Below are 23,929 nucleotides of genomic sequence, written 5' to 3' on the forward strand. Positions count from 1 at the left end.
TCATCCTCGCGAGAGCGGAGCGCCGCGCTCGGCGGCGTCGTCGCCCGTGTACATCGGCATCAGAACGCTGAACGAGGTCCGGCGCGGCTGCGACTCGCACTCGACGATGCCGCCGTGGTCCCCGATGATCTTGGCGACCAGCGCCAGGCCGAGGCCCGAGCCGGTCGGCTTGGTGGTCATGAACGGCTCGAACAAATGCGGCCGGAGATCCTCCGGCACGCCGGGGCCGTTGTCCTTCACGCAGAACTCGAGCGGCAGCGACACGCGCGTCTTGCTGCCGGGCAGCGACAGGCGCACGCCCGGCCGGAACGCCGTGGTGAGATGGATCTCGCCGTCGGTCGCGTTGGGGCCGATCGACTCGGCGGCGTTCTTCACCAGATTGAGGAACACCTGGATGAGCTGGTCGCGGTTGCCGAGGATCGCCGGCAGTGACGGGTCGTAATCCTCGACGAAGCGGATGTGGCGGGCGAAGCCCGACTGGGCGAGCCGCTTCACGTGCTCCAGCACGACATGGATGTTGACCGGCTCGCGATCGACCGGCCGCTTGTCTGCGAACACCTCCATGCGGTCGACCAGCTTCACGATGCGGTCGGCCTCGTCGCAGATCAGCCGCGTGAGCGTGCGGTCGTCGTCGCTCGCCGACTGCTCCAGGAGCTGGGCGGCCCCGCGGATGCCGGAGAGCGGGTTCTTGATCTCGTGCGCCAGCATGGCGGCGAGCGCCGTCACCGAGCGGGCGGCGCCGCGGTGGGTGAGCTGGCGGTCCATCTTCTCGGCGATCGAGCGCAGCTGCAGCATCACGACGACGTGGCCGGGCTGCTCCGGCACCGGCGCGACGTGGAGGTCGACGATGCGTTCGCCCGGCATGCGCGGGGTCGCGAGGTCGACCTTGTACTCGTTGACGGCCGCGCCCCGGACCCGGACCTGCTCGATCAGCGCCAGTACCGGGCTGCCGAACGGCACCAGGTCGCGCAGCTTGTAGCGGCGCAGGAACGGCGCCGACATGTCGAAGAAGTGCTCGGCCGCCGTGTTGGCGTCGGCGATCTCGCCGTCCGGCCCGACCACGACGACGGAATGCGGCAGCGAGTTGAGCACCGCCTCGGCCGACGACATGCCGAGCGGACCCTGGCCGGACCAGTGCGGGCGAGCTTCGATGGGGGCGGATTTCATGCGGCGACCTTCCACTTGAACGCGGCATATGCGTCGCGCAGCCGGCCCTGGACCTCGGCCGGCTCGTCGATGGTGAGCACCCGCGCCCGCCACGCCTTGACGTCGGCGGGCGTGGCCCCGGCGCCCGCGGCGGCGGCGTCGAGCGCCCAGCCGAGATGCTTGCGGGCCTGCCGGCCGCCGAGATGGGTGCCGTAGAGGGTCAGCATCTCGTCGTGGAGCTGCAGGAGCCAGGCGAGCTGGGTGTCGAGATCCGGGGTGGCCTCGCGCCGTCCGGTCGCGAGGAAGCGGGCGATCCGGCCGGGCAGCCACGGCTTTCCGCACGCGCCGCGGCCGATCATCACGGCGTCGGCGCCGGAGCGGGCGAGCGCCGTCACGGCGTCGTCCTCCGACCTGACGTCGCCGTTGACGACGACCGGGATCGAGACCGCGTCCTTGACGGCGCGGACCGCGTGCCAGTCGGCCGTGCCGGTGTAGAACTGGTTGCGGGTGCGCCCGTGCACGGTGACGAGGCGGACGCCGGCCTGTTCGGCGCGGCGGGCGAGCGCCGGGGCGACGATCGAGGTCTCGTCCCAGCCGAGCCGCATCTTCAGGGTGACCGGGACGTCGACCGCACCGACCGTCGCCTCGATCAGCGAGACGGCGTGGTCGAGGTCGCGCATCAGCGCCGCGCCGGCCTCGCCGCTGGTCACATTGCGGGCCGGGCAGCCCATGTTGATGTCGATGATGTCGGCCCCCGCCCCGGCGGCGATGCGGGCGCCCTCGGCCATCCAGCGCGCCTCGCGGCCGGCGAGCTGCACGACGTGCAGGCCGACGCCGTGGCCCTCCAAGCGGAGCTGGGCGAGCGCCTTGCCGGCCACCAGGGCCGAGGTCGCCGTCATCTCGGAGACGACGAGGCCCGCCCCGAGCCTTGCCACGAGGCGCCGGAACGGTGCATCCGTAATGCCGCACATGGGCGCGAGGAAGACGGGATTCGGAAGTGCGATCGAGCCCACCGTCAGGTCGCGCGAGGGTCGGGGGCTATGAGAATGCATATTTGCCTAGTCTTTGGGCGTAGCCATGATTTGCATAGACCTTAGCCATTCCATGCGCCAAATCAAGCCTTCCGCACAGGCACACTTAAGTCGAAGTCACCGTCGCTGACGGAAAAACGGCCCCGCGACACCCCGCGAGAATGTTCAACCGAAGCTAGAGAATAATCGGTCAGGAGCTTGAAATCATGAGGCGAGTGGCAGCCGTCGTCGTCGCCGGAGGGCGCGGCCTGCGGGCCGGCGGCGACGTTCCGAAGCAGTACCGCTGCATCGGGGGCATGGCGGTTATTCGTCGCACACTCATGGCGTTCACTGCCCATCCCGGCATCGCCAACATCCAGCCGGTCATCCATCCCGACGACGAGGCCCGTTTCGCGAGCGCCGCGGCGGGGCTCCCGGTGCTCGTCCCGACCCATGGCGGCACCACCCGGCAGGCCTCCGTGCATGCCGGCCTGGAGGCCCTCGCCCCCCGGGCGCCCGAGATCGTGCTGGTGCACGACGCGGCGCGGCCGTTCGCCTCGCCGGCCCTGCTCGACCGGGCGATCGCGGCCGGCCGGGGGGGCGCGGCCATTCCGGGGCTCGTCGTCAGCGACACCGTCAAGGTGGTCGACGGCTCCGGCCTGATCGTCGAGACGCTCGACCGCAGCCGGCTGCGAACCGTGCAGACCCCGCAGGCGTTCCGGTTCGACGCCCTGCTGGCCGCGCATCGCACGGCGGCGGCGGCGGGGCGCGACGACTTCACCGACGACGCCGCGCTCGCCGAATGGGCCGGTCTGCCGGTCGCGATCTTCGAAGGGGAGGCCACCAACGTGAAGCTCACCACGCCGGACGACTTCCGCCGCGCCGAGGCGGAGCTGCTCGCCGATCTCGGCGACGTGCGGGTCGGTTCCGGCTACGACGTCCACGCCTTCGCCGAGACCGGCGACCATGTCTGGCTCGGCGGCGTCAAGATCCCGCACGACCGCTCGGTCGAGGGCCACTCCGACGCCGATGTCGCGCTCCATGCGCTGGTCGACGCCATCCTGGGGGCGCTCGCCGAGGGCGACATCGGGGTCCACTTCCCGCCCAGCGACCCGCAGTGGAAGGGCGCGTCGTCGGACCGCTTCCTCGCCTATGCGGTCGAGCGGGTGAAGGCGCGCGGCGGCCAGATCGCCCATGTCGACCTCACTTTGGTGGCCGAGGCGCCGCGGCTCGGCAAGTACCGCGACGCCATCCGGGCCCGGGTCGCCGAGATCGTCGGCATCTCGGTCGACCGGGTCGGGCTGAAGGCGACCACCAGCGAGAAGATGGGCTTCATCGGCCGCCGCGAGGGGCTGGTCGCCTACGCGACCGCCACGGTCCGCCTGCCCTGGACGACGCCGTGACCGAGACGCCCGCCACCCCCCGGGCGCTCGCCGACACGACGACCGCCGATCCGGACGCCGACCCCGTCGCCGCGCTGGCCCGCCGGGTGCTCGACATCTGCCGGGCGCGGCGCCTCACCGTCGCCACCGCCGAATCCTGCACGGGCGGGCTCGTCGCCGGCGCGTTGACCGCCGTCGCCGGCTCGTCGGACGTGGTCGAGTCGGGCTACGTCACCTATTCGAATGCCGCCAAGGAGCGCCTGCTCGGCGTGCCGCACGACACGCTGCTGCGGCACGGGGCGGTGAGCCGGGAGACCGCGGAGGCGATGGCGCTCGGGGTGCTGGCGCACGCCCCGGTCGACCTGTCGGTCGCCATCACCGGGATCGCCGGGCCGGGCGGCGGCTCGGACGAGAAGCCGGTCGGCCTCGTCCATTTCGCCGCGGCGCTGCGCGGCCGCCAGCTCCTGCACCGCGAATGCCGCTTCGGCGACCGCGGCCGCGAGGCGGTGCGGCGCGCCGCCGTGCTGGAGGCCCTGTCGATGCTCGAACAGCTCGCCGACCGCCGGTCGGTCCGACGCTGACCCGTCGCAGCGGCGGCTGAACACACCTCCCCCCGGCGCGTTGTCCCCCCGGAACGCGAACCGGTTACCGCGCGGGGACCGACATGGTGCCGAACGACGAACGAGCGCGCGAATATCTGCGCGCCATCACGGGATTCACCCGCCTCGCCGGCGAGCCGGTGTCGCCCGACCGCCTGATGCAGCACGCCGTCGCCCAGGTGTCGCGCGTCACACACATCCGGCACGTCAAGGTGCTGCGCCACCGGCCCGAGCACGGTGACCTGCTCGTCGAGGCGGGAGTCGGCTGGAAGGAGGGCGTCGTCGGCCATGCCACGCTCGGGGCCGAGATCAGCTCGCCGCCCGGCCGCGCCGTGCAGACCGGCGCCGCCGTGATCATCGACGACCTGCGCAACGATCGCGAATACCGGATCTCGAAGCTCCTTCAGGAGCACGGCGTCATCGCCCTCGCCAACGTGCCGATCATGATCGACGGCCAGACCTGGGGCGTGCTCGAGGCCGACTCCGAGACGCCGCGATGCTTCGACGAATGGGATGTCGACTTCCTCTCCGCGATGGCCAACACGCTCGGCTGCGCGCTCAGCCGCCACGCTGCGGCCGAGGGCCTGCTCGCCGCCGAAAACCGCACCGCCCGCACCCAGGCCCACGCCGACATCACGCTGCGTGAGTTCCAGCACCGAGTGAAGAACAACCTGCAGCTCATCGTGTCGTTCATGTCGCTCAAGCGCCGGGAGAGCGCCCAGGAGGAGACATGGGACGTGCTCGGCACCGCGATGTCGCGCGTCCAGGCGATCGCGGTCGCGCACGACCTCCTGTCCAAGGGCAAGGACGCGACCGGGATCTCGTTCGATCAGTATCTGCGCGCCCTGTGCGCCAATCTGGCGCCCGACGAGCGCGACGTGTCGATCCGGGTGACGGCCGCCGACGCGCTCCTGCCGCTCGACCGGGCCGTGCCGGCGGCCCTGATCGTCAACGAGCTGGTCACCAACGCACTCAAATACGCGTTCGGCGAAAACGGCGGGACGGTGCGGGTGGGCTTCGACCTCTCGGGCAACGGCAGCGAGGCGGCGATCTTCGTCGAGGACGACGGAGCCGGGCTGCCGGAGCCGCGCCGGCCGGGCTTCGGCATGAAGATGATCGAGGCCTTCGCCCAGCAGCTCGCCGGCCGCGTCTCCTATGGCCGGGCCGAGCGCAGCGGCACCGGCACCCGGATCGAGGTGCGATTTCCGGTGCTGGCGGGGCCCGTCTGAGCGGCTCGCCCCGGCCCTATTCCGCCACCACGGCGGCGCGCCCGCCGGTGCCGTAGATCACGTCGGCCCGCGCCTCGAAGGCGCCGGCGAATTTCCGGAATGCCGCGTCGAACACGGCGCCCATCAGGTGCGACAGCATCCGGCTCTTGAACTCGTAGTCGATGTAGAACTCGACCTCGGACGCCGTGTTACCCAGCGGCTTGAAGCTCCACCGGTTGGACAGCACCTTCAGCGGGCCTTCGAGATAGTCGACCGCGATGAACAGCTCCGGCCGGTGCATCGTCACCTTGGTGGTGAAGTGCTCGTGGAAGACCTTGTAGGACACGGTCATCCGGGCGATCGCCGTCTCGATCCCCTCGTCCACCTGGGTGCGGCCGCGCACCTTCATGCCGGTGCACAGCGGCACGAACTCCGGATAGCTGTCCATGTCGGCGACGAGGTCGAACATCCTGTCGGCCGCGTGGTGGACGCGGCGGCGGGCGCGGAAGCGCGGCATGGCGCTCAGCGCCTTCCGGCGCGGGCGGCCTGCAGGCGACGGAAATCGTCGCCCGCATGGTGCGAGGAGCGGGTCAGGGGCGAGGCGGAGACCATCAGAAATCCCTTGGCGTAGGCAATCGTCTCGAGCGACTTGAACTCGTCCGGCGTGAGGAAGCGGGCGACCGGATGGTGCTTGCGGGTCGGCTGCAGGTACTGGCCGATGGTGAGGAAATCGACGTCCGCGGCGCGCAGGTCGTCCATCACCTGGAGAATCTCGTTCCGGGTCTCGCCGAGCCCGACCATGATGCCGGACTTGGTGAACATCGTCGGATCGATCTCCTTGACCTGCTGCAGGAGGCGGATCGAGTTAAAGTAGCGGGCGCCCGGCCGCACCGTCAGATAGAGCGACGGCACCGTCTCCAGATTGTGGTTGAAGACGTCGGGCTTGGCCGCAACCACGACCTCGGCGGCGCCGGCCTTGCGCAAGAAGTCCGGGGTGAGGACCTCGATCGAGGTTTGCGGGGCGCGGGCCCGGATCGCCCGGATCACGGCGGCGAAATGCGCCGCGCCGCCGTCGTCGAGGTCGTCGCGGTCGACCGAGGTGACGACCACGTGGGAGAGGCCGAGCGTCGCGGTCGCCTCGGCGGCGCGGGCCGGCTCGTCCGGATCGAGCGGCTTCGGGATCCCGGTCGAGACGTTGCAGAACGCGCAGGCGCGCGTGCAGGTCTCGCCCATGATCATCAGCGTCGCGTGCTTCTTCTCCCAGCACTCGCCGATGTTGGGGCAGCCGGCCTCCTCGCAGACGGTGTGCAGGCCGTGCGCCCGCACGATGCCGTGGGTCTCGCCGTAGCCCTTCGACACCGGCGCCTTGACCCGGATCCAGTCGGGTTTTCGCAGGACCGGCTGGTCCGGACGGTTGGCCTTTTCCGGGTGTCGCGGGCGCTGCGGCCCGCCGACGGTGTCGAGCACGACGACCATGGCGACCTTTCGGGAGATTGTGGGGTCTACTTACGCATCGCCGCCCGTGACCGCAAGGCGGCCGACCGCAAGGCGGCGCCCTGCCCCGCGGCCGGCACCGGCGTCGATCCGATGGCCGCGTCGGACCCGTTGCGCGGCTCGACGAGAGACCGATCGCGCGTCCGGTCGCGCACGGCCGACGGGAACCCCTCGAGGCCGGCCACGTGGGCGATCAGCGCCGCGTCGCCGGCGCGGGCGAGCGCGCGGCCGCTGCGCCCGGCCTCGCGGGCCGCGAGCGCCGCCTCCATCCACACCTTCGCGGCGTCCGACCGCGTCATCCACCGGCGGCCGTAGCAAACCCGGGGATCGCCGAGGCAGCGGCCGTGGCGCCGGCAGCTCGCCCGATGGCAGCCGGCCGGATGGCCGAGCCAGGTCATGAAGGCGGCCAACGCCGCGGCCGAGAGACGCGACGGATCGATCCAGGCGGACGGCATCGGGGGGCCCGAGGGCGGGGCTTTCGGGTCGGTCTCTCGTCGTCGGTGCCGGGTCATGGTCGCCTCTTACGTAGCCCGGGTTGAGCCTGCGAAACCCGGGTTCCCCACGGCACGGCGCTTCCTCGATTGGTTCCGGCCGTGCCCTCCGGCGAGGCTTGTCCCGGCCGCCGCTGCGCTCCGCCCGGGCTACGAAAAACACTCCGGCACGTCCTCCCCGCGCCCGCGACGCGCGCGGCGCCCGGGGTGTGCCCATGACCTGCACCCGGCCCTTCCCTTGAAAAGACCGAGGGAGGCGGAGCGCCGGGAGGCGCCACACCATTTGTCCGCGCGTTTGGGAGCGCGGCGCGCATCGCGCCCCGAAGAGCCCGACACGCGCGCCTCCCGGCGCTCCACCGCGGCGATTTCGGTTGTTCGGCCGCGCTTGGGGTCCGACCGACCGGGCCGAGACCTCGTCAGCGATGCTCCTCGCGCCCGGGTCGTCTTGCCCGGAGGGCGGGGCCCGAACACCCCCGGGAGCGCGGCGGACGAGGCCGCGCCCGCAGGCGCCGCATTCGCCGGCCGGTTTCCCGGTTGGTCCGGCGACCGGAGCGAGCGCGAACGCCAGCCCCGGCCCGCTCCGCCGCCCGACGTCACCGGTCGACGTCCCTCGTGGAGCAGGACGGAAGGAGTATAGGAATTTTGTCCGCTGGCGCAAGGTGGGCCATCGTGCTGTAGCCCGGGTTGAGCGCAGCGAAACCCGGGACAGACCTCGCGGCGAACCCCTCCCCGGCCGTCGCTTCGCTCCGCCCGGGCTACGGCCGGCTCGGCTCCCCGAAATCCCCCTCGTCGCACCGCGCGTCGCCGCCCCAATCGGCCGGTACCAGGCCGAGGCGGACGAACCGGTGGAACGACGACCACGGCCAGTCGCACGCCCGCCCGACGAGCCCGTGCTTCACGGGATTGAAGTGCACGTAATCGACATGACGCGCGTGATCACGATCGTCACGGATCGTGTGCTCCCAGAACCGCCGTTGCCACAGCGCCGGCTCGCCGTTCCGGTGGCGGCCGACCGGCCCGCCCGCCGCGGCGACGGCGTCGGTGAACCGGCGCTTGATAAGCGCCCATCGCGTGGAGAAGTCGGCATCCCCGGCCGGCAAGCTCATTACCGCATGGAGATGATCAGGAAGCACGACGATCGCCTCGACCGCGAACGGGTGGCGTGCGCGCACATCGCGAAACGCCGCGCGCAGCGCGTCGACATGATCGACGAGCACGCGCGACCGCCGGTCGGCGAGCGTCACGGTGAAAAAGTACGTTCCGCCCTGGACGAAATTCCGCCGGTATCGGACCATGCCGAATTGTAATCGAAGCCGGCCACAAATCGTAGATCGTAGATCGTAGCCCGGGTTGAGCGCAGCGAAACCCGGGAATCCCGGGCGAGGCCCCTCCCGGCCGTCGCTTCGCTCCGCCCGGGCTACGAAGAATCCGGGCTACGCTTGCTACGAAGGACGCGGGCTGCGCTTGCTGCGACGAATGCCATCTGCGCTTGCCGATGAGACGCGAAATGCCGATTGCCGACCCACATCCTGCGGTCCCGAGCCCCCCGCCTGACGATCAAAGCATTTGGCGATTCATGTCTCTGGAAAAACTTCTCGACCTTCTTTTAGAGCAGTCCTTATACTTTTCACAAGTCAAAGAGCTGCAAAGTCAAGATCCATTTGAAGGTCATCATTCAAGAGGTTCAATCCATTTGAATCTTCAATTTTTGAATGACCCGGAACTTTTAAGGTCTGTGGTTGAGCAAAACTGGAGAGGATCGAAAATACCAGACCTTAACAACCCAGAAATTTTAGGTAGAATAATGGGAATTTTTCATCCTAGTACACTTGAGTTGCTCGCCAATTTTTCCGCATCACATCTTACGTAAACTGCTGGCACATAAATGATCACGAATCCGCCGCCTTGTGGAAATTGTACTGCCCGGGCGAATCGGGGTATTCTATTAGGTCAAGTATAGGAAGATTAAAGGAGTCTCTTTCTAGTTGCCCGAAAGAAATTTTTGTTGGGCAGGTTGATTATATCGATTACGATACAAAGCCGACTTCTGCCGGGAACTTCCTTGATCCTATATTTAAGAAGCGGATCAGTTTGCTCACGAACGAGAATTGAGATTGTGCTTTACTGAAATTCCGCAACTACGAGACGGAGATGATCTTAATAACGCGATGAGCATCATACACAGAAATCCTCCCGGAATAACGGTTAATTGCAATACGGAAGTACTCATTAATGAAATTGTTGTCAGCCCAACGAGCCCACCTTGGTGTTTTAATTCGGTTAGGAAAATGGTCGGACGACTTTTCCCGAGTATTATAGTTAGGAGATCGACGTTATTAACATCTCCAAAGTACACATTCTGAAATTCGCGAGAAATGTAGCCCGCCGGGTTGAGCCTGCGAAACCCGGGATCGGCGGCACGGCCCGTCCCGGCCGTCGCTGCGCTCCGCCCGGGCTACGAGCGGCTACGAGGCGTCCGGCCCCTGCCCGCTCCGCTCAGAACGCCGTCCCGAACCACTTGGTCGCGACCGAGCCGTCGTCGTCGACCCACGGAATCGGCGGCAGGGTCGGCAGGTGCGAGGCGTAGGGCATCACCTTGGCGAGCGGGATGATCACCCGGAAGAAGCGGGCGCGGAAGCTGTCGTGCATGCCGCCGTCGAGGCCCGTGTAGATCGGCGCGGCCGGCACGCCGTCGGCCATCTGTTGAGCGACGAGGCGCGCCGTCTCGGCCGCGTCGGCGCGCTGCTTCTCCTGCGCCGGGCCGGCGATCTTCGGATCGATCAGATGCGGCGGGCATTTCCCCACCGGATCGAACACGAACGGCGTCGAGGCGTTGGGCAGCGGTCGCGCGTCGAACACGTAGCGGCGCTCGCACACGTCGACCCGCGGCTCGCGCCGCGACGTCTCGAAGTGATCGTTGCCGATCTTCAGCATCGTCCAGAACGGCAGGTTCGGACTGTTCCGATGGCGCGCCAGGTTCGCCGGCGTGAGGCGGAACGGATAGGCCTGGACCTGGAACGACGGCCGGCCGGCGAGCGCGTCGCGGGCGAGCCCGTAGATCTCCTCGATCTGCGGGTCGGTCATCGCGAAGCAGCCGGCCGAGGCACAGATGCCGTGGATCATCAGCAGGCTGCCGGTGCGGCCGTTGGCGCGGTCGAAGGCGTTCGGGTAGCCGGTGTTGATGGCGAGATGGAAGGCGGAGTGCGGGTTCATCAGCGCCGGCGTGACCGTATAAAACCCCTCCGGCGCCTGGCGGTCGCCCTCGAAGTGCTTCGGCCCGAGATCGCCCGACCATCGGCAGATCGGATAGGTCTTCAGGTGCGCGAAACGCCCGCTCGCGTCCTGCTTCCACACCTCGAGCTCGCCCTCCTCCTTGAAGACGCGCATCACGATCGGCGAATTCTTCGGCATCCGCTTCTCGCGCAGCAGCGCCAGCAAAGCCGGCGGCAGCTCCTTGGTGGCCTTGGCGGGCAGCGGCTTCTCGGCGGGGCGGCTCGTCGCGTCGGGGCGTTTGGGGTCCTGGGCCGGCGCGGAAGGGGGCTTGCCGTCCTGGGCGAGCGCGCGCACCGGCACGGCCGCCACCAGCGCGGCGGCGAGCGCCACGGCCAGCAGGCGCCCACGCTCACGGGTGACGCGGATCATCGCCCTCCCCTCCGACGGAGCCGACGATGTGCGGTCCGCTCGCGGCTTTCGTATGGCGCTCACGGCCCGGCGGCGCGGGAGAGAATCGTCGCCATGAAGGCGCCGGGCGGCTGGCCGGCCGTCTCGGCCTGGCGGCGCAGCCGATCGTAGACGGCGGGCGGCAGCGGCACGTCGGCGAGGATCTCGGCCCCCTGCGGCAGCGCGGCGGCGCCGAGCGCGCGATAGACGGCGCGATCGAACTGCCGCATCAGCCGCCACCGCTGCGCCGGCGTCGCGCTCGTGCGGGCGACGATCGGGCAATAGGCGCCGATCAGCATGTCGCCGATCAGGTCGTCGGAGGCCGACGGGGTCGCCGCCTTGGCGCGCGCGACGAGGCCGCCGACCTCGTCGGCGAGATCGGCGGCGTTGCCGCTGGTGAGCCGGCCGATCTCTTTGTCGTCGATGGCGAGCGGCGGCACGCCGCCCGGGCCGACCACGGGGCAGTCGAGCCCCGCCGCCCGCGCCGGCGCGGTGGCCGACAGTCCGATCAGAACGGCGGCGACGAGGGCCGCACCCGGCATTCCGGCACGCATGGTCACCTCCCGAGATCTGTCCCGCCGCGAGGGTGCCACGGACCGGCGGGCCGGCCAAGGCCCCCCGAAGACGCCACGACGGGCGGATCCTGGAGGATCCGCCCGTCGTGGTCGCGCCGTCACGGGGGTCGGGCGGCGCGCACGGCCCGCCGGGCCGCGCCGGTCATTCGAGCCCGGTCGTTCGAGCCCGGTCGTCCTGGCTCAGTTGTTCAGGTTGATGACGCCGGTCTTGGCGATCTCGGCCCAGCGCGCCGAATCCTTCTTCATGAAGGCGGCGAACTCGGCCGGGCTGTTGCCGACCGGGCGGGCGCCCTCGGCCTCCAGGCGCTGCTTGACGAGCGGCGTGTTGATCGCGTCGACGGTCGTCTTGCGCAGCGTCTCGATCACGTCCTTCGGCGTGCCGGCCGGCACCACGAAGCCGTACCAGGCGGTCGACTCGTAGTCGGGCCAGCCGCTCTCGGCGACGCTCGGCACGTCGGGCAGCACGGTGACGCGGTCCTTCGAGGTGACGGCGAGGGGCCGCAGGAGCTTGCCCTCGATCATGCCGAGCACCGAGGGGATGGTCGTCACCATGAACTGGGTCTGGGCGCCGAGCAGATCGTTCAGCGCCGGGCCGGCGCCCTTGTAGGGCACGTGGACGGTCTCGATCTTGGCGACGACGTTGAGCAGCACGGTGGCGAGATGGCTCGCCGAGCCGTTGCCGGCCGAGCCGTAGGTGAGCTTGCCCGGATTGGCCTTGGCGTAGGCGATCAGCTGCTTGATGTCGGTGAACTCCGACTTCGGCGGCACCACGACGACCAGCGGCGCCGCGGCGATCAGCGTGATCGGGTCGAAGGCGGTCAGCGGGTCGACCTTGATGTTCTTGAAGATGTGCGGGTTGACGGCCATCGGCCCCTGGTTGGCCTGCAGCATCGTGTAGCCGTCGGCCGGCGCCGAGGCGACGTTCTGGGTGGCGAGATTGCCGCCGGCGCCGGTGATGTTCTCGACCACCACGGACCAGCCCGCCTTCTCGGCCATCGCCTGGGCGACCATACGGGCGAGCGCGTCGGTGCCGCCGCCGGCCGCGTAGGGCACGACGAGGCGGATCGGCCGCGCCGGAAAGGTCTGGGCGTGCAGGATCGAGGGGGCGGCGGCGACGAAGGGCGCGGCGAAGAGGCCGGCACAGAGCTGGCGGCGGTCCATCATGGTCTCTCTCCCGGATATCGTGCGTCTGTTCGACGGACTGATCGTATTTTCGGTCTTCACGGTCTGGCTCGTCTCGCGACGACCAGGCATGCCTCGTATGGAAAGCCGGATCAGGCGGCGAGCGTCGCCGCCGGCACCAGCAGATTGCCCTCGAAGATGCGGCGCGCCGTGCGGATGACCCCGGCACGGGCGACGCTGCCGTCGGCCGCGAAGCCGAGGTCGATGTCGATGCGTCCGCTCGGATGCTCGATCGCGACGGCGCCGCGGGTCGCCTCCGACGCCGACGGCGCGGCGAGATCGTACGCCACCGTGCCGGGCGTGCGCGACGCGACAGCGACGCACAGGGCGCCGGTGACGGCGTGGCTCTTGTGGCAGCGGTCGGGCACGAAGTAGCGCGACGTGATGGTGCCGCCGCGGCGCGGCGCCGACAGGAGCCCGACCTTCGGGATGACGAGCTTCGAGACGTCGCCGAGCCCCATGCGGCGGCCGGCCTCGAGCCGCAGGTCCTGGATGCGGGCGAGCAGCGCCGTATTCGCGTCCAGCACCTCGGCCGTCTCGTCGCCGGCGATGCCGAGATCGGCGGCCGCCGCCAGCATCATCGGCATGGCGTAGTCGGCGAGCGTGACGCGCACGCCGTCGATGATCTCGCTGGTCTGCCCGGTCGGGAACAGGCCCGAGGTCTTCGAGCCGACCGCGTCGAGGAACACGAGCCGGATCGGCGCCGCCGTGCCGGGCACGCCGTCGATCGCCGCCTCGCCGTCGTACTGCACGACGCCGTCCGGGGTGCGGATCGTCGCCTCGACCAGCGCCTTGGTGTTGCGGTTGAAGATGCGCACCGTCGTCTCGCCGTCGCGCGCGGCGACGAGCCCGCTCTCGATCGCGAACGGGCCGACGCCGGACAGCATGTTGCCGCAGTTCGGGCTGGTGTCGACGAAGGCGCGGTCGACCGACACCTGCGCAAACAGATAGTCGACGTCGGCGTCGGGGCGCTCGGAACGCGACACGATCGCCACCTTGCTGGTCAGCGCATGGCCGCCGCCGATGCCGTCGACCTGCAGCGTGTGCGGCGAGCCCATCGCGGCGATCAGCACGCGGTCGCGCGCCGCCGGATCGGCCGGCAGGTCGGAGGCGAGGAAGTACGGCCCGCGCGACGTGCCGCCACGCATCAGCACGCAAGGAATCTTGATCGAGCCGGCAGGCTTGGACGCGGGATTCGACGCATTTTGCGACATGGGCGCAGCGACCGTGTGGCAGGCGGGGGACAGGACCGACGGGCAGGTGGCGCTTGTCATGCCAAGTCGCCTAACGATTGTAAATTGCAAAAATCGGCGCTATTGATGCGCCATGAACAAGAATTTCGAGGCCATGGATCTGCGCGCCTTTCTGGCGGTGGCGGAGCACGGCAGCTTCCATGCGGCGGCGGATGCGCTCCACGTCTCGCAGCCGGCACTGAGCCGGCGCATCCAGCGCCTGGAGGCGATGGTCGGGGCCGCGCTGCTCGAGCGCACCACGCGCCGCGTCGCCCTCACCGCTTTCGGGCGCGAGCTGGTGCCGCGGCTGCAGCGGCTGCTGGAGGAGCTCGACGCCTCGCTGTTCGGCCTGCGCGACGCCGGCGGCCGCGACACGCCCGTCACGCTCGCCTGCGTGCCGACCGCGGCCTTCTACTTCCTGCCCGCCGTCATCGCCCGCTTCGGCGAGCTCTATCCCGAGGTGCGCTTCCGCATCCTCGACCTCTCGGCGACGGCCGGGCTCGAGGCGGTGTCGCGCGGCGAGGCCGATTTCGGCGTCAACTTCCTCGGCGCCTCCGACGCCGCGCTGTCCTTCGCGCCGCTCTTGGAGGACCCGTTCGTCCTCGCCTGCCGGCGCGACCACCCGCTCGCCTCCCGCGACGCGGTGGACTGGGCGGATCTGGAGCCGTATCGGCTCGTCACGGTCGGCCGCGAGAGCGGCAACCGCGTGCTGCTCGAGACCGCGCTCGGCCGCGCCGAGGTGCGCATGCGCTGCTTCTACGAGGTGACGCATCTCTCCACCTCGCTCGGCCTCGTCGAGGCGGGTCTCGGCGTCTCGGTGCTGCCGCGCCTCGCCACCCCGCAGGGCGACCATCCGATCATCGTGACGCGGCCGATCACGCCGCGCGTCACCCGCACCATCGGCCTCGTGGCGCGCCGCGGCAGCCCGCTGGCGCCGGCCGCGGCCCGCTTCCGCGATCTCCTCACCGAGACGTGGGCGGACAGGAGCGGGGCAGACAAGGGTTGGGCGGACAGGAGCAGCGACAGGGTGCATGGATCGGCGTGAACCCGGTGCCGGCGCGCCGCGACCACTCGGCGGACCGGCGCCTGTCGCGGCCGGCCGAACCGACATCGACACCGCGATGCGCGCCGCCCTCGTCCTGCTCACCGTCACGGCCGCGCTCGGCCTGCTCGCCAGTGCGGTCCTGGCCGGGATGGCGCTCGCCGGCGCGCCGCTCCCGTCCAAGGACGCGTCGACGCTCGTGGTGCGCCTCGCCCTGTTCCCCGTCATGCTGGCCGCGCTGCTGGTCCACTGGCCGGCCGTGCGGCGGCGGACCGGCGCGCCCGGCGGGCAGGACGACGACACCTGGTCGCGGCTGCTCGTGTCGGCGCCCGGCCCACTGATCGTCCTTCAGCGACTTCTCCTCGTCTGGGTCGTCGTCGACTACGGGCGCACCGCGATCGCCGCCGTGACGGGCTGGCCGATCGCCCCGCTCGATACGTCCGGCGAGGTCGACCCGTGGAGCATCTGGGTCTTTCTGTGGGCCGTCACCCTGTCGCTGGCCGTGGTCGCGCTGCGACGCGCCCGCGCGACATGACAGCACCCCGAATGACGCGCCTGGAATGACGCTCCTGGGACTGCACGCGGGATGACGCCGCACGACCGCCGCGCTAGGCTCGCGCCGACGCGGTGATCACGACTCGGCCGACTCGCGACCGGTCCCCGTTCGACCGGCAATCTCACGGCGGGCCAGCTCACGATCGACCAGGTCGCGACCAGCCGACGCCGGCGATCCGGCCGAACCGACCGCGCGACCGGTTCGGCCCGAGCGAACGAACCGACCCGCGCGAACGGAGGACGCCATGCGGATGCGCAAGCGCAACACGCTCCTGGTCCTCGCCCTCCTGTGGGCCGTGCTGGCATGGGGCGTGATCGACAGCGCCCGGCGCGGCGATCTCTCGGCCGGCACGACGGCCGCCCTCCTCCTGCTCCTCGCCGCGCTGGCACCGCTGTTCTGGCGCCTGTTCGCGCGAGCGCGGATCCAGGGGCCGTAGGCCGAAGAAGGGCCGTCGTAGTAGGGCCGTAGCCCGGGTCGATTGAAATGAAACCCGGGAGCGGCGCCGCGGCCGCCCTGGGCGGCTGCCGAAGTCCCTCGGAAACGCTCGCCCCGGACGTCGCTGCGCTCCGTCCGGGCTACGATCGTGACGACCGCAAGGCCGTCGGCCGTAGCCCGGGTCGAGGGAAACGAAACCCGGGAGCAGCGCCGCGGCCGCGCTGGGCGGCGGCCGAAGTCCCTCGGAAACGCTCGCCCCGGACGTCGCTGCGCTCCGTCCAGGCTACGATCGTTCCGATCGTGGCCGGGCTATGCTCGGCCCGGCGTCTCGCCCGCCTTGAACCGCAGCCAGTCGGCCCGCAGGCAGATCGCGCAGGGCCGATAGCCGGCCGCGACCGCGGTCTCGGCGTCGGCGAAGAACACGCGGTTCTCGACGTAGTGGCCCTTGGCGATCCAGCGCAGCGCGTTCGGACAGTCCAGCCGCCCGTAGATCCGTAGCCGCCGATTGCCGCCGAGCGTCCCCTTGCTGGCACTGTCGTAGAAGCGACGGTCGGCGCCGAGCAGACGATAGGTGCGGGTCAAGAGAGGCTCCGGGCGAGGCGAGGCCATCGAGACCGTAGCCCGGGTTGAGGGAAACGAAACCCGGGACCGGCGGCCCGGCCTCCTCGGCGGCGGCCGAAGTCCTCGGGACTGCCCGCCCCGGACGTCGCTGCGCTCCGTCCAGGCTAAGAGCGGCTCGCCACGCCGTGCTGCGGCATGCCCCCTCCCCGACCCTCCCCCGCTAGCGGGGGAGGGAGAAGAGATCGCCCGCCCTACTTCACGTCCAGGAGCTCGACGTCGAAGATCAGGGTGGCGTTGGGCGGGATGACGCCGCCGGCGCCGCGGGCGCCGTAGCCGAGCTCGGGCGGGATCACCAGGGTGCGCTTGCCGCCGACCTTCATGGTGGCGACGCCCTCGTCCCAGCCCTTGATCACCCGGCCCATGCCGAGCGGGAACGAGAACGGCTGGCCGCGGTCGACCGAGGAGTCGAATTTCTTACCCTTGGCGCCGTTCTCGAACAGCCAGCCGGTGTAGTGCATGACGCAGGTCTGGCCGCGCGCCGGCGTGGCGCCGGTGCCGACCGTGGTGTCCGTGATGGTGAGGCCCGAGGCGGTGGTCATGGGTTTTCCGGTCTGAGCGGTGGCGGGGCGGACGAGGCCGATGAAGGCCGCGGATGCGGCGAGGCCGGTGAGGGCCGACAGGACGGTTCGGCGGGTCGAGGCGAGCATGCCGTCTCCTTGCAGGACGGCCGACCCGACGGCCGGCCGCGGACGCGGCACGTCCCGGCGCGCCGGCGCCGGGAGCCGCAGGGGGCGCGACCCTAGCCCGAAGCGGGCCGGCTCGCATCCCGGATTTTTCCGTCGAAACCCGGCCCCGCCCGATGCGTTGTCCCGACAGCACGCGCCGGATGACAACCGGCCGCAACAGGGACGATGGACGCAGCCATTTTGCCGGTTTCTCGCTGCGACATCAGCGCATTGGTACGCGCCGACATCTGACCTGTTTCCGGCGCGTGCGACTGTCTCGTGGTCCACGCCGACGACTCGTCGCCGATCGCCCCGCCTTGGGCGATGCCCCCGCTCCGCCCGAATCCGCTACACTGATCCGGCGATCCGACCGTCGGACGCAGCGGACGAGCGGACGACCATGGCCCTCGATGCGGAGCAGCGCGGCGTCGCCCGCGGCATGGCGGCGGGCGCCCTCTTCTCCGCCGTGGTCGTCGGCGCCGGCCTGATGCTCCCGCCGATCGCCCTGCCCGCCGCCGACACGACCGCGTATCGGCTCGCCTTCGCGCTGCGGTGCGACCTCGTCGTCGCGCTGTGGCTGATCGCTACCATCGCGGCCGTCGCCAACGGCCGGTTCTTCTCGGCCCGGGACATCGCCGGCAGCGCCTTCGCGCCGCCCTCGGAGCGCATCGCGATCCCCCGCGCCGTGCTGCAGAACACGCTCGAGCAGGCCGTGGTCGCCATCGCGGCGCATCTCGCGCTCGCGACCGTGCTGCCGTTCCGGGCGCTCGGGCTGATACCGCTGCTGGTGGTGCTGTTCAGCGTCGGCCGCGCCGCCTTCTGGGCCGGCTATGGGCGGGGTGCGCACGCCCGCGCCTTCGGCTTCGCCACGACTTTCTATCCAACGATCTTTGCCGCATTGCTGGCGCTCGGGCTGAGCGTCGGTCCGAACGTCCTGCCGTGACCCGCCGGCGCGTGCCGTCGCCCTATCCGGCCAGCATGCGCTCGATCCGGGCCCGGCAGGCCTCGCACACGCCGTAGCCGACCAGGATCGGCGCGTCCTGGCTCGGCGGCGTGCCGCCCGGGATCCCGACGGCCTCGGCCGAGAACCGGACGGTGTCCGGCTCGTGCCAGCCGGAGGCGTCGCGCACGCGGTTGCACGAGCTGCAGCGGATGATCGCCGGCCCGCGCGGCGCCCCCGGCCGGGCCGGCGCGAAGCGCACCGGGCGCTGCATCGGCTCGCAGCGCAGGAGCCGGTGCTCGAACGTGACGGTCCCGTCGGGCGCCGGCGTCAGCGTCATCTCCATCCAGCGCTTGAGACCCGGCGTGTCGCAGCGGTAGGGCACGGTGCGCGGCGTACCGAAGCGGCGCACCCGATCGAGCACGGTCAGGACCAGCATGCGGGCCGGATCGCCGTGGACGTGATCGAGCAGCCCGGTGCCGAGCACCCGCGCGACGACCGCGGCGGCGCCGCCATTGGCGATCGCGACCTCGTCCCACGGCCCGCCGACCGCGACGATGCGGTTGGAGCGATCGACGCGGATGCTGAGTGGATCCACGGGCGTTGGTCCCTGCGCCGCATGCGGCCGCGCGACGGCATCGGCCGGATGCTAGGGCGGCGTGCCGCGGTGCGCCATGACCCGACCGGGCGACTTTTCGACCCGGCCGCGACATTGTTGGTCCTGGGGGCCGGGCGTCAGGTCTCCGGCTCGGTGGTGAAGAACAACGGAAAGCCGTTCGCCTTGCCGAGCTCGGTGGCCTCGGTCGCCTTGGTCTCGGCGACGTCGCGGGCGAACACGGCGACCACGCAGGCGTTCTTGCGGTGCGCCGTCATCATCACGGCGAGCGCCTGGCTCTCGTTCATCCGGAACACCGCCTTCAGCACCTCGACGACGAATTCGCGCGGCGTATAGTCGTCGTTGAGCAGGATCACCTTGTGGAGCGGCGGGCGCTGCGTCTTCGGCCGCGTGGCGACGCGCGGCCTCAGCAGAGGCTGGCTCATCGATTGCTCCTCGACACGGACCGGGAAAAACACGCCTCCGCGGCTTCGGCAGCGCGGCGCGGCGCCGTCACCTTAGCGCGGCGCGGCGAGTCACGCGGTGACGGTGCGATCACGATCGCGTGAAAGCGCGGTCGCTCGTCCCGGACACGGGGCAACGCACCGCGAGCCGGGACCCAGGGCGACAATGCGAGACGGTCGAGACGAGGTGCCGTGCGGCCCCTCGGCCCCGGCTCTGCGGTGCATCAGGCCTGCGGCCTGACGCACCTTGTCCGGGGCATGCGGAGGGGCGGGAGCGTCACTCCGGCTTGATGCCGGCCTTCTCGATGACGGCGCCCCAGCGCTCCGTCTCCTTCTTCTGGTGCTCGGCGAGCTGCTCGGGCGAGCCGAGGAAGAAGGTCAAGCCCTGCTCGGTCAGCCGGTCACGCACCTCCTTCGAGTCGAAGGCCTTGCGGGTCTCGGCGTTGAGCCAGTCGACGATCGGCTTCGGCGTACCGGCCGGCGCGACGAGGCCCCACCAGGCGCCGCCCTGCACCTGGGGGATGCCCGCCTCCGTGGTGGTCGGGACGTCGGGCAACGCCCCCACTCGCTCGGGCGAGGTGACGGCGAGCGCCCGCACCTTGCCGGACTTCACGTGCTCGCGGGCGAGCGGCACGATGTCGAACATCATCGAGACCTGGCCGCCGATCACGTCCTGCAGGGCCGGCGCGGCACCGCGATACGGCACATGGGTCAGCTGCAGGCCGGTCGCCTGGGCGAACATCTCGCCGCCGAGATGACCCGTAGTGCCCTTGCCCTGCGAGGCGTAGCTGAGCTTGCCCGGGTTGGCCTTGCCGTAGGCGACCAGCTCCTGGACGGTCTTGGCCGGGATGTCGGGATTGATGATCAGCACGTTCGGGGCGATCGCCACATAGGTGATCGGGACGAAGTCCTTGACCGGGTCGTAGCTCATCTTCGCCGTGATCAGATGCAGGATCGACGCGGTCGCGTGATAGGTGAGGAAGATCGTGTAGCCGTCCGGCGGCGACTTCGCGACCATGTCGGCGGCGATCAGGCCGGCCGCGCCGGTCTTGTTCTCGACGATCACGGTCGCCTTGGTGTTCTCCTGGATCTTTTGGGCGATGACGCGTCCGAGCAGGTCGGCCATGCCGCCGGGCGGCGTCGGCACGACGAGCTTGATCACCTGCTTGGGATAGTCGGATTTCGCGGCGTCTTGCGCCTGCACGATCGGAACGCCGGTGGCGGCGAGGCCGGCCGCGAGCGCGAGCGCGGCACGAAGGGCGTGGCGGCGGGTGGTCATGCGTGTGGTCCCTCTCGGTTGGCCCGGGCGACGGTCAGTGGCCGAAGCGGCCGATCAGGCCGGCGGCGCCCTTGGCGTGGGATCCGATCGCCTCGAGGAGCTGCGGCATGGTCAGGCCGGGCGCGAGAGCGTCGGGAGCGAGGTCGGTCGCGATGATCGTGAAGACGTAGTGGTGCGGCCCGTGGGTCTTGGGCGGACAAGGGCCGAAATAGCTGCCCTGCCCGAGAATGTTCTTGCCGCCGACGAGGCCCTTGAACGCGCCGTCGCCGGCCCCTTCCGGCAGCGCCGTGACGGACGCGTCGATCCCGTAGGCGAGCCAGTGCACGACGCCGAGGCCGTTGCGGCCCTCCTGGTCGTGGACGATCAGCGCGTAGCTGCGGGTGCCGGCGGGCGGATTCGACCAGGCGAGCGGCGGCGAGACGTTGTCGCCGACGCAGTTGGGATTCGCCGGGTTGCGGCCGGCGTGCTTCTTGGCGAGCAGCCCGTTGTCGGCGAAGGCGGTCGAGGTGAGCTGGAAGAACGGACCTTCGGCGGCGGCCGCCGGCCCGGACAGCGTCGTCATGAGTACGGCTCCACAAGCCAGGGCCGCAAAGGCCCGGGCGACGGTCGATGGTGGTGTCGATCGCACTGGTCGTCCTCCGTCGGATGATGCGGCGCCGCCCGTGGCGGTCGCCGTCTGTCGGTTTCTTGGACGCGACGAGGCTTGATCGTCGTCGGAGGAACGGCACGGGCCGCAGGAACCAAAGGCCGGGGGTCGGCGCGTGCCGTCGTCCGAAAAGCGCGATGCCCGATGCCGCGAGGCGGCTGACACGATCGGGAACCGGGACGAGGCCGTCGGAAGGTTCGCGTCTGGCAGCACGCTAGGTGCTTCGCCGGGCGCCGGTCCAATACGGAGATTTCGGAAGGCTATCGGGTTTGATTATGGGCATGCGCGCCGGCTGCCGCGCGGCGCGACCGACCACACCGGCTGTGCGGTGCAGCACCGACGCGCCGGTCAGGCGCGTCACATCGCGAGGTGCGAGGCTGTGCGGCGCAGCAAGCACCGTTGCGGCGCACCGCCGCGCGCGCAGCCTATCGGGGCCGGCGTCGCATGCTCACGATCTCGGCCTGCGGCACGCCGTCGCGATCCTTCAGCATCACCACGGTGTCGAAGTCGACCGCGATGTCGGTCTTCATGATGAAGAGGCTCGCCACGAAGCGCAGGCGGCCGCGCGCGTCGATGCGGATCGGCTTCGGGTCGACCGGATCGCCGGAGACGTGGAAGCTGAACTCGTCGCGGCTGCGCCCCTGGCCGGGCCGCAGCTTCTTCCGCGCGGCTCCCTCGACCATCTTCAGGAGATCGAGGCGACGGGTCGCGCCGTCCGGCCGGAGCGTGTGCCAGGCGAGCGCATAGGTGCTCCAGCGATTGTTGGCGATCTCGACGACGCCGCGCTCGCCCGGCGCCCACACGGCCAAGAGCTCCTCGCGGTTGGCACGCCACTTCTGCGTCTCCCAGTACTGACCGCCGAGCGTCGCGAGAGTCGCGCCGTCGGCGAGCCGCACCAGCACGGTGCGCACCGTGTCGGGATCGCCCTGCTCGACCAGGATGCCGTCGGGACCGCCCCAGGCGAAGGCGAAGCGGCCGGACGGCGAGGTGGTGTCGGCGATCACCCGGACCGCGTCCCGGCCCTCGCCGCACACCGGCACGCCCTTCTCGTCCGGTCGGCACGCCGGTTCGGCCGCGCCGGCCGGAACGGCCGCGAGCGCGGTCAGCATCAGCGTGGCGCAAACGAGGGCTTTGCAGAAGAGCTTCGTCGTCCCGGGGCGGCGCGCCCGCGCCGAGACCGGAACCCATGACCCCTGTCCGTCGTGAGCCACTGTCGCCGGGTGTATGGATCCCGGGCCCGCGGACCTGCGGTCCGCGTCCCGGGATGACGAACTCTTCGAACCAGCGGCCCTGGGCGCCACGCCTCTGGGCGCCCCGGCGCGGCGCGCAAGATGGTCCCGTCGCATGGCGGCTTCGTCGCGGTGCATGATCGGCCTTCGGATTTCGGTAGCAATCTTTGCTAAAGTGGCCCGTTTGCCGCGGGCCTCACGGCTCCGTCGCGGCCCCATCCCTGCCGGTTCACTCCATCCGCCGGTCGTCCGGCCGGACCCTTCGCCATGCACATCGAAACCGATCCCAAGCTCGACTTCAAAGACGTCCTGATCCGGCCCAAGCGGTCGACCCTGAACTCGCGCTCCGAGGTGGACATCAACCGCACGTTCCGGTTCGTCCACACCGGCCACGAGTGGACCGGGTTCCCGCTGATCGCCGCCAACATGGACACGGTCGGCACCTTCAGCATGGCGCAGGCGTTCCAGCCGTTCGGGGCGATGGTGGCGCTGCACAAGCACTATCCGGCCGAGCGGCTGATCGAGTTCTTCCGCACCGACGTGTCGAAGAACGCCTTCTACTCGATCGGCATCACCAGCGAGGACCTCGACAAGCTCGCGTTCGTTCGCAGCCAGGTGCCGGTGACCAAGATCTGCATGGACGTCGCCAACGGCTACAGCGAGCAGTTCCTGCAGACCGTCAAGCGGGTGCGCGACGACAACAAGGACGCCGTCATCATGGCGGGCGCCATCGTGACGGGCGAGATGGCCGAGGCGCTGATCCTGGCCGGCGCCGACATCGTCAAGGTCGGCATCGGCTCCGGCTCGGTGTGCACGACCCGCGACCTCACCGGCGTGGGCTATCCGCAGCTCTCCGCCGTGATCGAATGCGCCGACGCGGCGCACGGCCTGCGCGGCCACGTCTGCTCGGACGGCGGCTGCACGGTGCCGGGCGACGTCGCCAAGGCGTTCGGCGGCGGCGCCGACTTCGTCATGCTGGGCGGCATGCTGGCCGGCCACGACGAATGCGAGGGCCGGGTGCGCCACGAGCTGCGCGACGGCGAGAGCGTCGCGGTCGGCATGGAGTTCTACGGCATGTCGTCGGAGACGGCGATGAACCGGTACCACGGCGGCGTCGCCGACTATCGCGCCTCCGAGGGCAAGACCGTCGAGGTGACGTATCGCGGCCCGGTGAAGGCGACCCTGCAGGGGATCATGGGCGGCCTGCGCTCGGCCATGACCTACATGGGCGCCACCCGCCTGAAGGAGGTGCCGAAGCGCACCACCTTCGTGCTGGTCGGGGCGCAGCGGAACACGGTGTTCGACTGACGGCTTTCGACAGTCGGCGCGGCCGACGCCCGACGGTCCGGCGGCGGCATCGAGGCGACGCGAAAAAACTTCGGGGGAGCTCGAAAAAATTCGAGGAGGGCTGGAACCAACCCATCGGCTGCGGGTTGTTCCGTCGACGAGTTGCTGGTCCCCTTGCCCCCCCTTCCCCC

25 protein-coding genes and 1 pseudogene are annotated in these 23,929 nt (G+C 70.4%); 9 read left to right on the top strand and 17 right to left on the bottom strand.

Annotation, left to right across the window (positions count from 1 at the left end; all coding sequences use genetic code 11):
- The gene (locus tag CCR97_RS08965) at positions 1-1,110 is read right to left on the bottom strand and encodes a two-component system sensor histidine kinase NtrB (protein WP_111356148.1); all 1,110 of its coding nucleotides are present in this window, start codon (positions 1,108-1,110) and stop codon (positions 1-3) included.
- 53 nt (positions 1,111-1,163) lie between these two features.
- Positions 1,164-2,198, bottom strand: coding sequence for a tRNA dihydrouridine synthase DusB (gene dusB / locus CCR97_RS08970; protein WP_111356131.1), 1,035 nt, complete (start codon positions 2,196-2,198; stop codon positions 1,164-1,166).
- A 185-nt stretch (positions 2,199-2,383) separates the two neighbouring features.
- On the opposite strand from dusB, the gene CCR97_RS08975 reads away from it, so the two are divergent.
- The 3 genes and pseudogenes from CCR97_RS08975 to CCR97_RS08985 all read left to right on the top strand — a co-directional run bounded on the left by CCR97_RS08975 (position 2,384) and on the right by CCR97_RS08985 (position 5,366).
- Positions 2,384-3,559: a bifunctional 2-C-methyl-D-erythritol 4-phosphate cytidylyltransferase/2-C-methyl-D-erythritol 2,4-cyclodiphosphate synthase gene (locus tag CCR97_RS08975; protein WP_111356130.1), complete on the top strand. Its 1,176-nt coding sequence runs from the start codon at positions 2,384-2,386 to the stop codon at positions 3,557-3,559.
- 74 nt (positions 3,560-3,633) lie between these two features.
- A pseudogene (locus CCR97_RS08980) lies at positions 3,634-4,200 on the top strand (CinA family protein); the annotation flags it as partial.
- 2 nt (positions 4,201-4,202) lie between these two features.
- Positions 4,203-5,366: a sensor histidine kinase gene (locus tag CCR97_RS08985; RefSeq protein ID WP_111356128.1), complete on the top strand. Its 1,164-nt coding sequence runs from the start codon at positions 4,203-4,205 to the stop codon at positions 5,364-5,366.
- 16 nt (positions 5,367-5,382) lie between these two features.
- Here the strand turns inward: CCR97_RS08985 and CCR97_RS08990 are convergent, their stop codons facing one another.
- The 4 genes from CCR97_RS08990 to CCR97_RS09005 form a co-directional block, all read right to left on the bottom strand.
- Positions 5,383-5,862 (bottom strand): type II toxin-antitoxin system RatA family toxin, encoded by a 480-nt coding sequence (locus tag CCR97_RS08990; RefSeq protein ID WP_111356127.1) that lies wholly within the window; start codon positions 5,860-5,862, stop codon positions 5,383-5,385.
- 5 nt (positions 5,863-5,867) lie between these two features.
- A complete protein-coding gene (lipA, locus tag CCR97_RS08995; protein ID WP_111356126.1) occupies positions 5,868-6,821 on the bottom strand; it encodes a lipoyl synthase in 954 nt (317 codons plus the stop codon).
- A 26-nt stretch (positions 6,822-6,847) separates the two neighbouring features.
- Entirely contained in the window at positions 6,848-7,294 is a 447-nt protein-coding gene (locus CCR97_RS09000) for a hypothetical protein (protein ID WP_111356125.1), read from the bottom strand.
- Positions 7,295-8,085: 791 nt separating this feature from the next.
- On the bottom strand, positions 8,086-8,625 hold the full coding sequence (locus tag CCR97_RS09005) for an REP-associated tyrosine transposase (protein WP_201159435.1): 540 nt from the start codon (positions 8,623-8,625) through the stop codon (positions 8,086-8,088).
- A gap of 212 nt (positions 8,626-8,837) precedes the next feature.
- Here CCR97_RS09005 and CCR97_RS09010 point away from each other — a divergent pair, with 212 nt between their 5' ends.
- On the top strand, positions 8,838-9,200 hold the full coding sequence (locus tag CCR97_RS09010; RefSeq protein ID WP_146618906.1) for a hypothetical protein: 363 nt from the start codon (positions 8,838-8,840) through the stop codon (positions 9,198-9,200).
- A 626-nt stretch (positions 9,201-9,826) separates the two neighbouring features.
- On the opposite strand, the gene CCR97_RS09015 is transcribed toward CCR97_RS09010, so the two are convergent.
- The 4 genes from CCR97_RS09015 to CCR97_RS09030 all read right to left on the bottom strand — a co-directional run bounded on the left by CCR97_RS09015 (position 9,827) and on the right by CCR97_RS09030 (position 13,961).
- The gene (locus CCR97_RS09015; protein ID WP_201159436.1) at positions 9,827-10,972 is read right to left on the bottom strand and encodes a L,D-transpeptidase family protein; all 1,146 of its coding nucleotides are present in this window, start codon (positions 10,970-10,972) and stop codon (positions 9,827-9,829) included.
- A 59-nt stretch (positions 10,973-11,031) separates the two neighbouring features.
- Positions 11,032-11,544 (bottom strand): hypothetical protein, encoded by a 513-nt coding sequence (locus CCR97_RS09020; protein ID WP_201159437.1) that lies wholly within the window; start codon positions 11,542-11,544, stop codon positions 11,032-11,034.
- A 201-nt stretch (positions 11,545-11,745) separates the two neighbouring features.
- Complete coding sequence (locus CCR97_RS09025) at positions 11,746-12,729, bottom strand: Bug family tripartite tricarboxylate transporter substrate binding protein (RefSeq protein WP_244670328.1); 984 nt, start codon at positions 12,727-12,729, stop codon at positions 11,746-11,748.
- A 110-nt stretch (positions 12,730-12,839) separates the two neighbouring features.
- Complete coding sequence (locus CCR97_RS09030) at positions 12,840-13,961, bottom strand: 4-oxalomesaconate tautomerase (RefSeq protein ID WP_111359582.1); 1,122 nt, start codon at positions 13,959-13,961, stop codon at positions 12,840-12,842.
- Positions 13,962-14,073: 112 nt separating this feature from the next.
- Here CCR97_RS09030 and CCR97_RS09035 point away from each other — a divergent pair, with 112 nt between their 5' ends.
- The 3 genes from CCR97_RS09035 (at position 14,074) to CCR97_RS09045 (ending at position 16,013) form a co-directional block, all read left to right on the top strand.
- Positions 14,074-15,024, top strand: a complete 951-nt coding sequence (locus tag CCR97_RS09035; protein WP_111359583.1) for a LysR family transcriptional regulator — start codon at positions 14,074-14,076, stop codon at positions 15,022-15,024.
- 76 nt (positions 15,025-15,100) lie between these two features.
- Positions 15,101-15,556, top strand: coding sequence for a hypothetical protein (locus tag CCR97_RS09040; protein WP_146618890.1), 456 nt, complete (start codon positions 15,101-15,103; stop codon positions 15,554-15,556).
- A 265-nt stretch (positions 15,557-15,821) separates the two neighbouring features.
- Positions 15,822-16,013, top strand: a complete 192-nt coding sequence (locus CCR97_RS09045) for a hypothetical protein (protein WP_111359585.1) — start codon at positions 15,822-15,824, stop codon at positions 16,011-16,013.
- Positions 16,014-16,321: 308 nt separating this feature from the next.
- Here the strand turns inward: CCR97_RS09045 and CCR97_RS09050 are convergent, their stop codons facing one another.
- Together CCR97_RS09050 and CCR97_RS09055 are read right to left on the bottom strand one after the other, a co-directional pair.
- Positions 16,322-16,594 carry an Ada metal-binding domain-containing protein gene (locus CCR97_RS09050; RefSeq protein WP_244670329.1) on the bottom strand — a complete coding sequence of 91 codons (273 nt, stop codon included), beginning with the start codon at positions 16,592-16,594 and terminating at the stop codon, positions 16,322-16,324.
- A 230-nt stretch (positions 16,595-16,824) separates the two neighbouring features.
- Entirely contained in the window at positions 16,825-17,280 is a 456-nt protein-coding gene (locus CCR97_RS09055) for an FKBP-type peptidyl-prolyl cis-trans isomerase (RefSeq protein ID WP_244670330.1), read from the bottom strand.
- Positions 17,281-17,698: 418 nt separating this feature from the next.
- On the opposite strand from CCR97_RS09055, the gene CCR97_RS09060 reads away from it, so the two are divergent.
- On the top strand, positions 17,699-18,241 hold the full coding sequence (locus tag CCR97_RS09060; RefSeq protein WP_111359471.1) for an MAPEG family protein: 543 nt from the start codon (positions 17,699-17,701) through the stop codon (positions 18,239-18,241).
- Positions 18,242-18,263: 22 nt separating this feature from the next.
- Here the strand turns inward: CCR97_RS09060 and CCR97_RS09065 are convergent, their stop codons facing one another.
- The 5 genes from CCR97_RS09065 to CCR97_RS09085 all read right to left on the bottom strand — a co-directional run bounded on the left by CCR97_RS09065 (position 18,264) and on the right by CCR97_RS09085 (position 22,331).
- A complete protein-coding gene (locus tag CCR97_RS09065; protein ID WP_111359470.1) occupies positions 18,264-18,836 on the bottom strand; it encodes an SRPBCC family protein in 573 nt (190 codons plus the stop codon).
- Between the two features lie 137 nt (positions 18,837-18,973).
- Positions 18,974-19,279, bottom strand: a complete 306-nt coding sequence (gene clpS, locus CCR97_RS09070) for an ATP-dependent Clp protease adapter ClpS (protein WP_111359469.1) — start codon at positions 19,277-19,279, stop codon at positions 18,974-18,976.
- A 295-nt stretch (positions 19,280-19,574) separates the two neighbouring features.
- Entirely contained in the window at positions 19,575-20,576 is a 1,002-nt protein-coding gene (locus CCR97_RS09075) for a Bug family tripartite tricarboxylate transporter substrate binding protein (protein ID WP_111359468.1), read from the bottom strand.
- Between the two features lie 34 nt (positions 20,577-20,610).
- Positions 20,611-21,138 (bottom strand): YbhB/YbcL family Raf kinase inhibitor-like protein, encoded by a 528-nt coding sequence (locus tag CCR97_RS09080; protein WP_111359467.1) that lies wholly within the window; start codon positions 21,136-21,138, stop codon positions 20,611-20,613.
- A 509-nt stretch (positions 21,139-21,647) separates the two neighbouring features.
- Complete coding sequence (locus CCR97_RS09085; RefSeq protein WP_111359466.1) at positions 21,648-22,331, bottom strand: hypothetical protein; 684 nt, start codon at positions 22,329-22,331, stop codon at positions 21,648-21,650.
- 387 nt (positions 22,332-22,718) lie between these two features.
- Between CCR97_RS09085 and CCR97_RS09090 the strand changes: the two genes are divergently transcribed.
- Positions 22,719-23,759 (top strand): GMP reductase, encoded by a 1,041-nt coding sequence (locus tag CCR97_RS09090; protein WP_111360630.1) that lies wholly within the window; start codon positions 22,719-22,721, stop codon positions 23,757-23,759.
- Positions 23,760-23,929: the final 170 nt, after the last annotated feature.

Origin of the sequence: Rhodoplanes elegans (genome assembly GCF_016653355.1) — a bacterium.
GTDB lineage: Bacteria > Pseudomonadota > Alphaproteobacteria > Rhizobiales > Xanthobacteraceae > Rhodoplanes > Rhodoplanes elegans.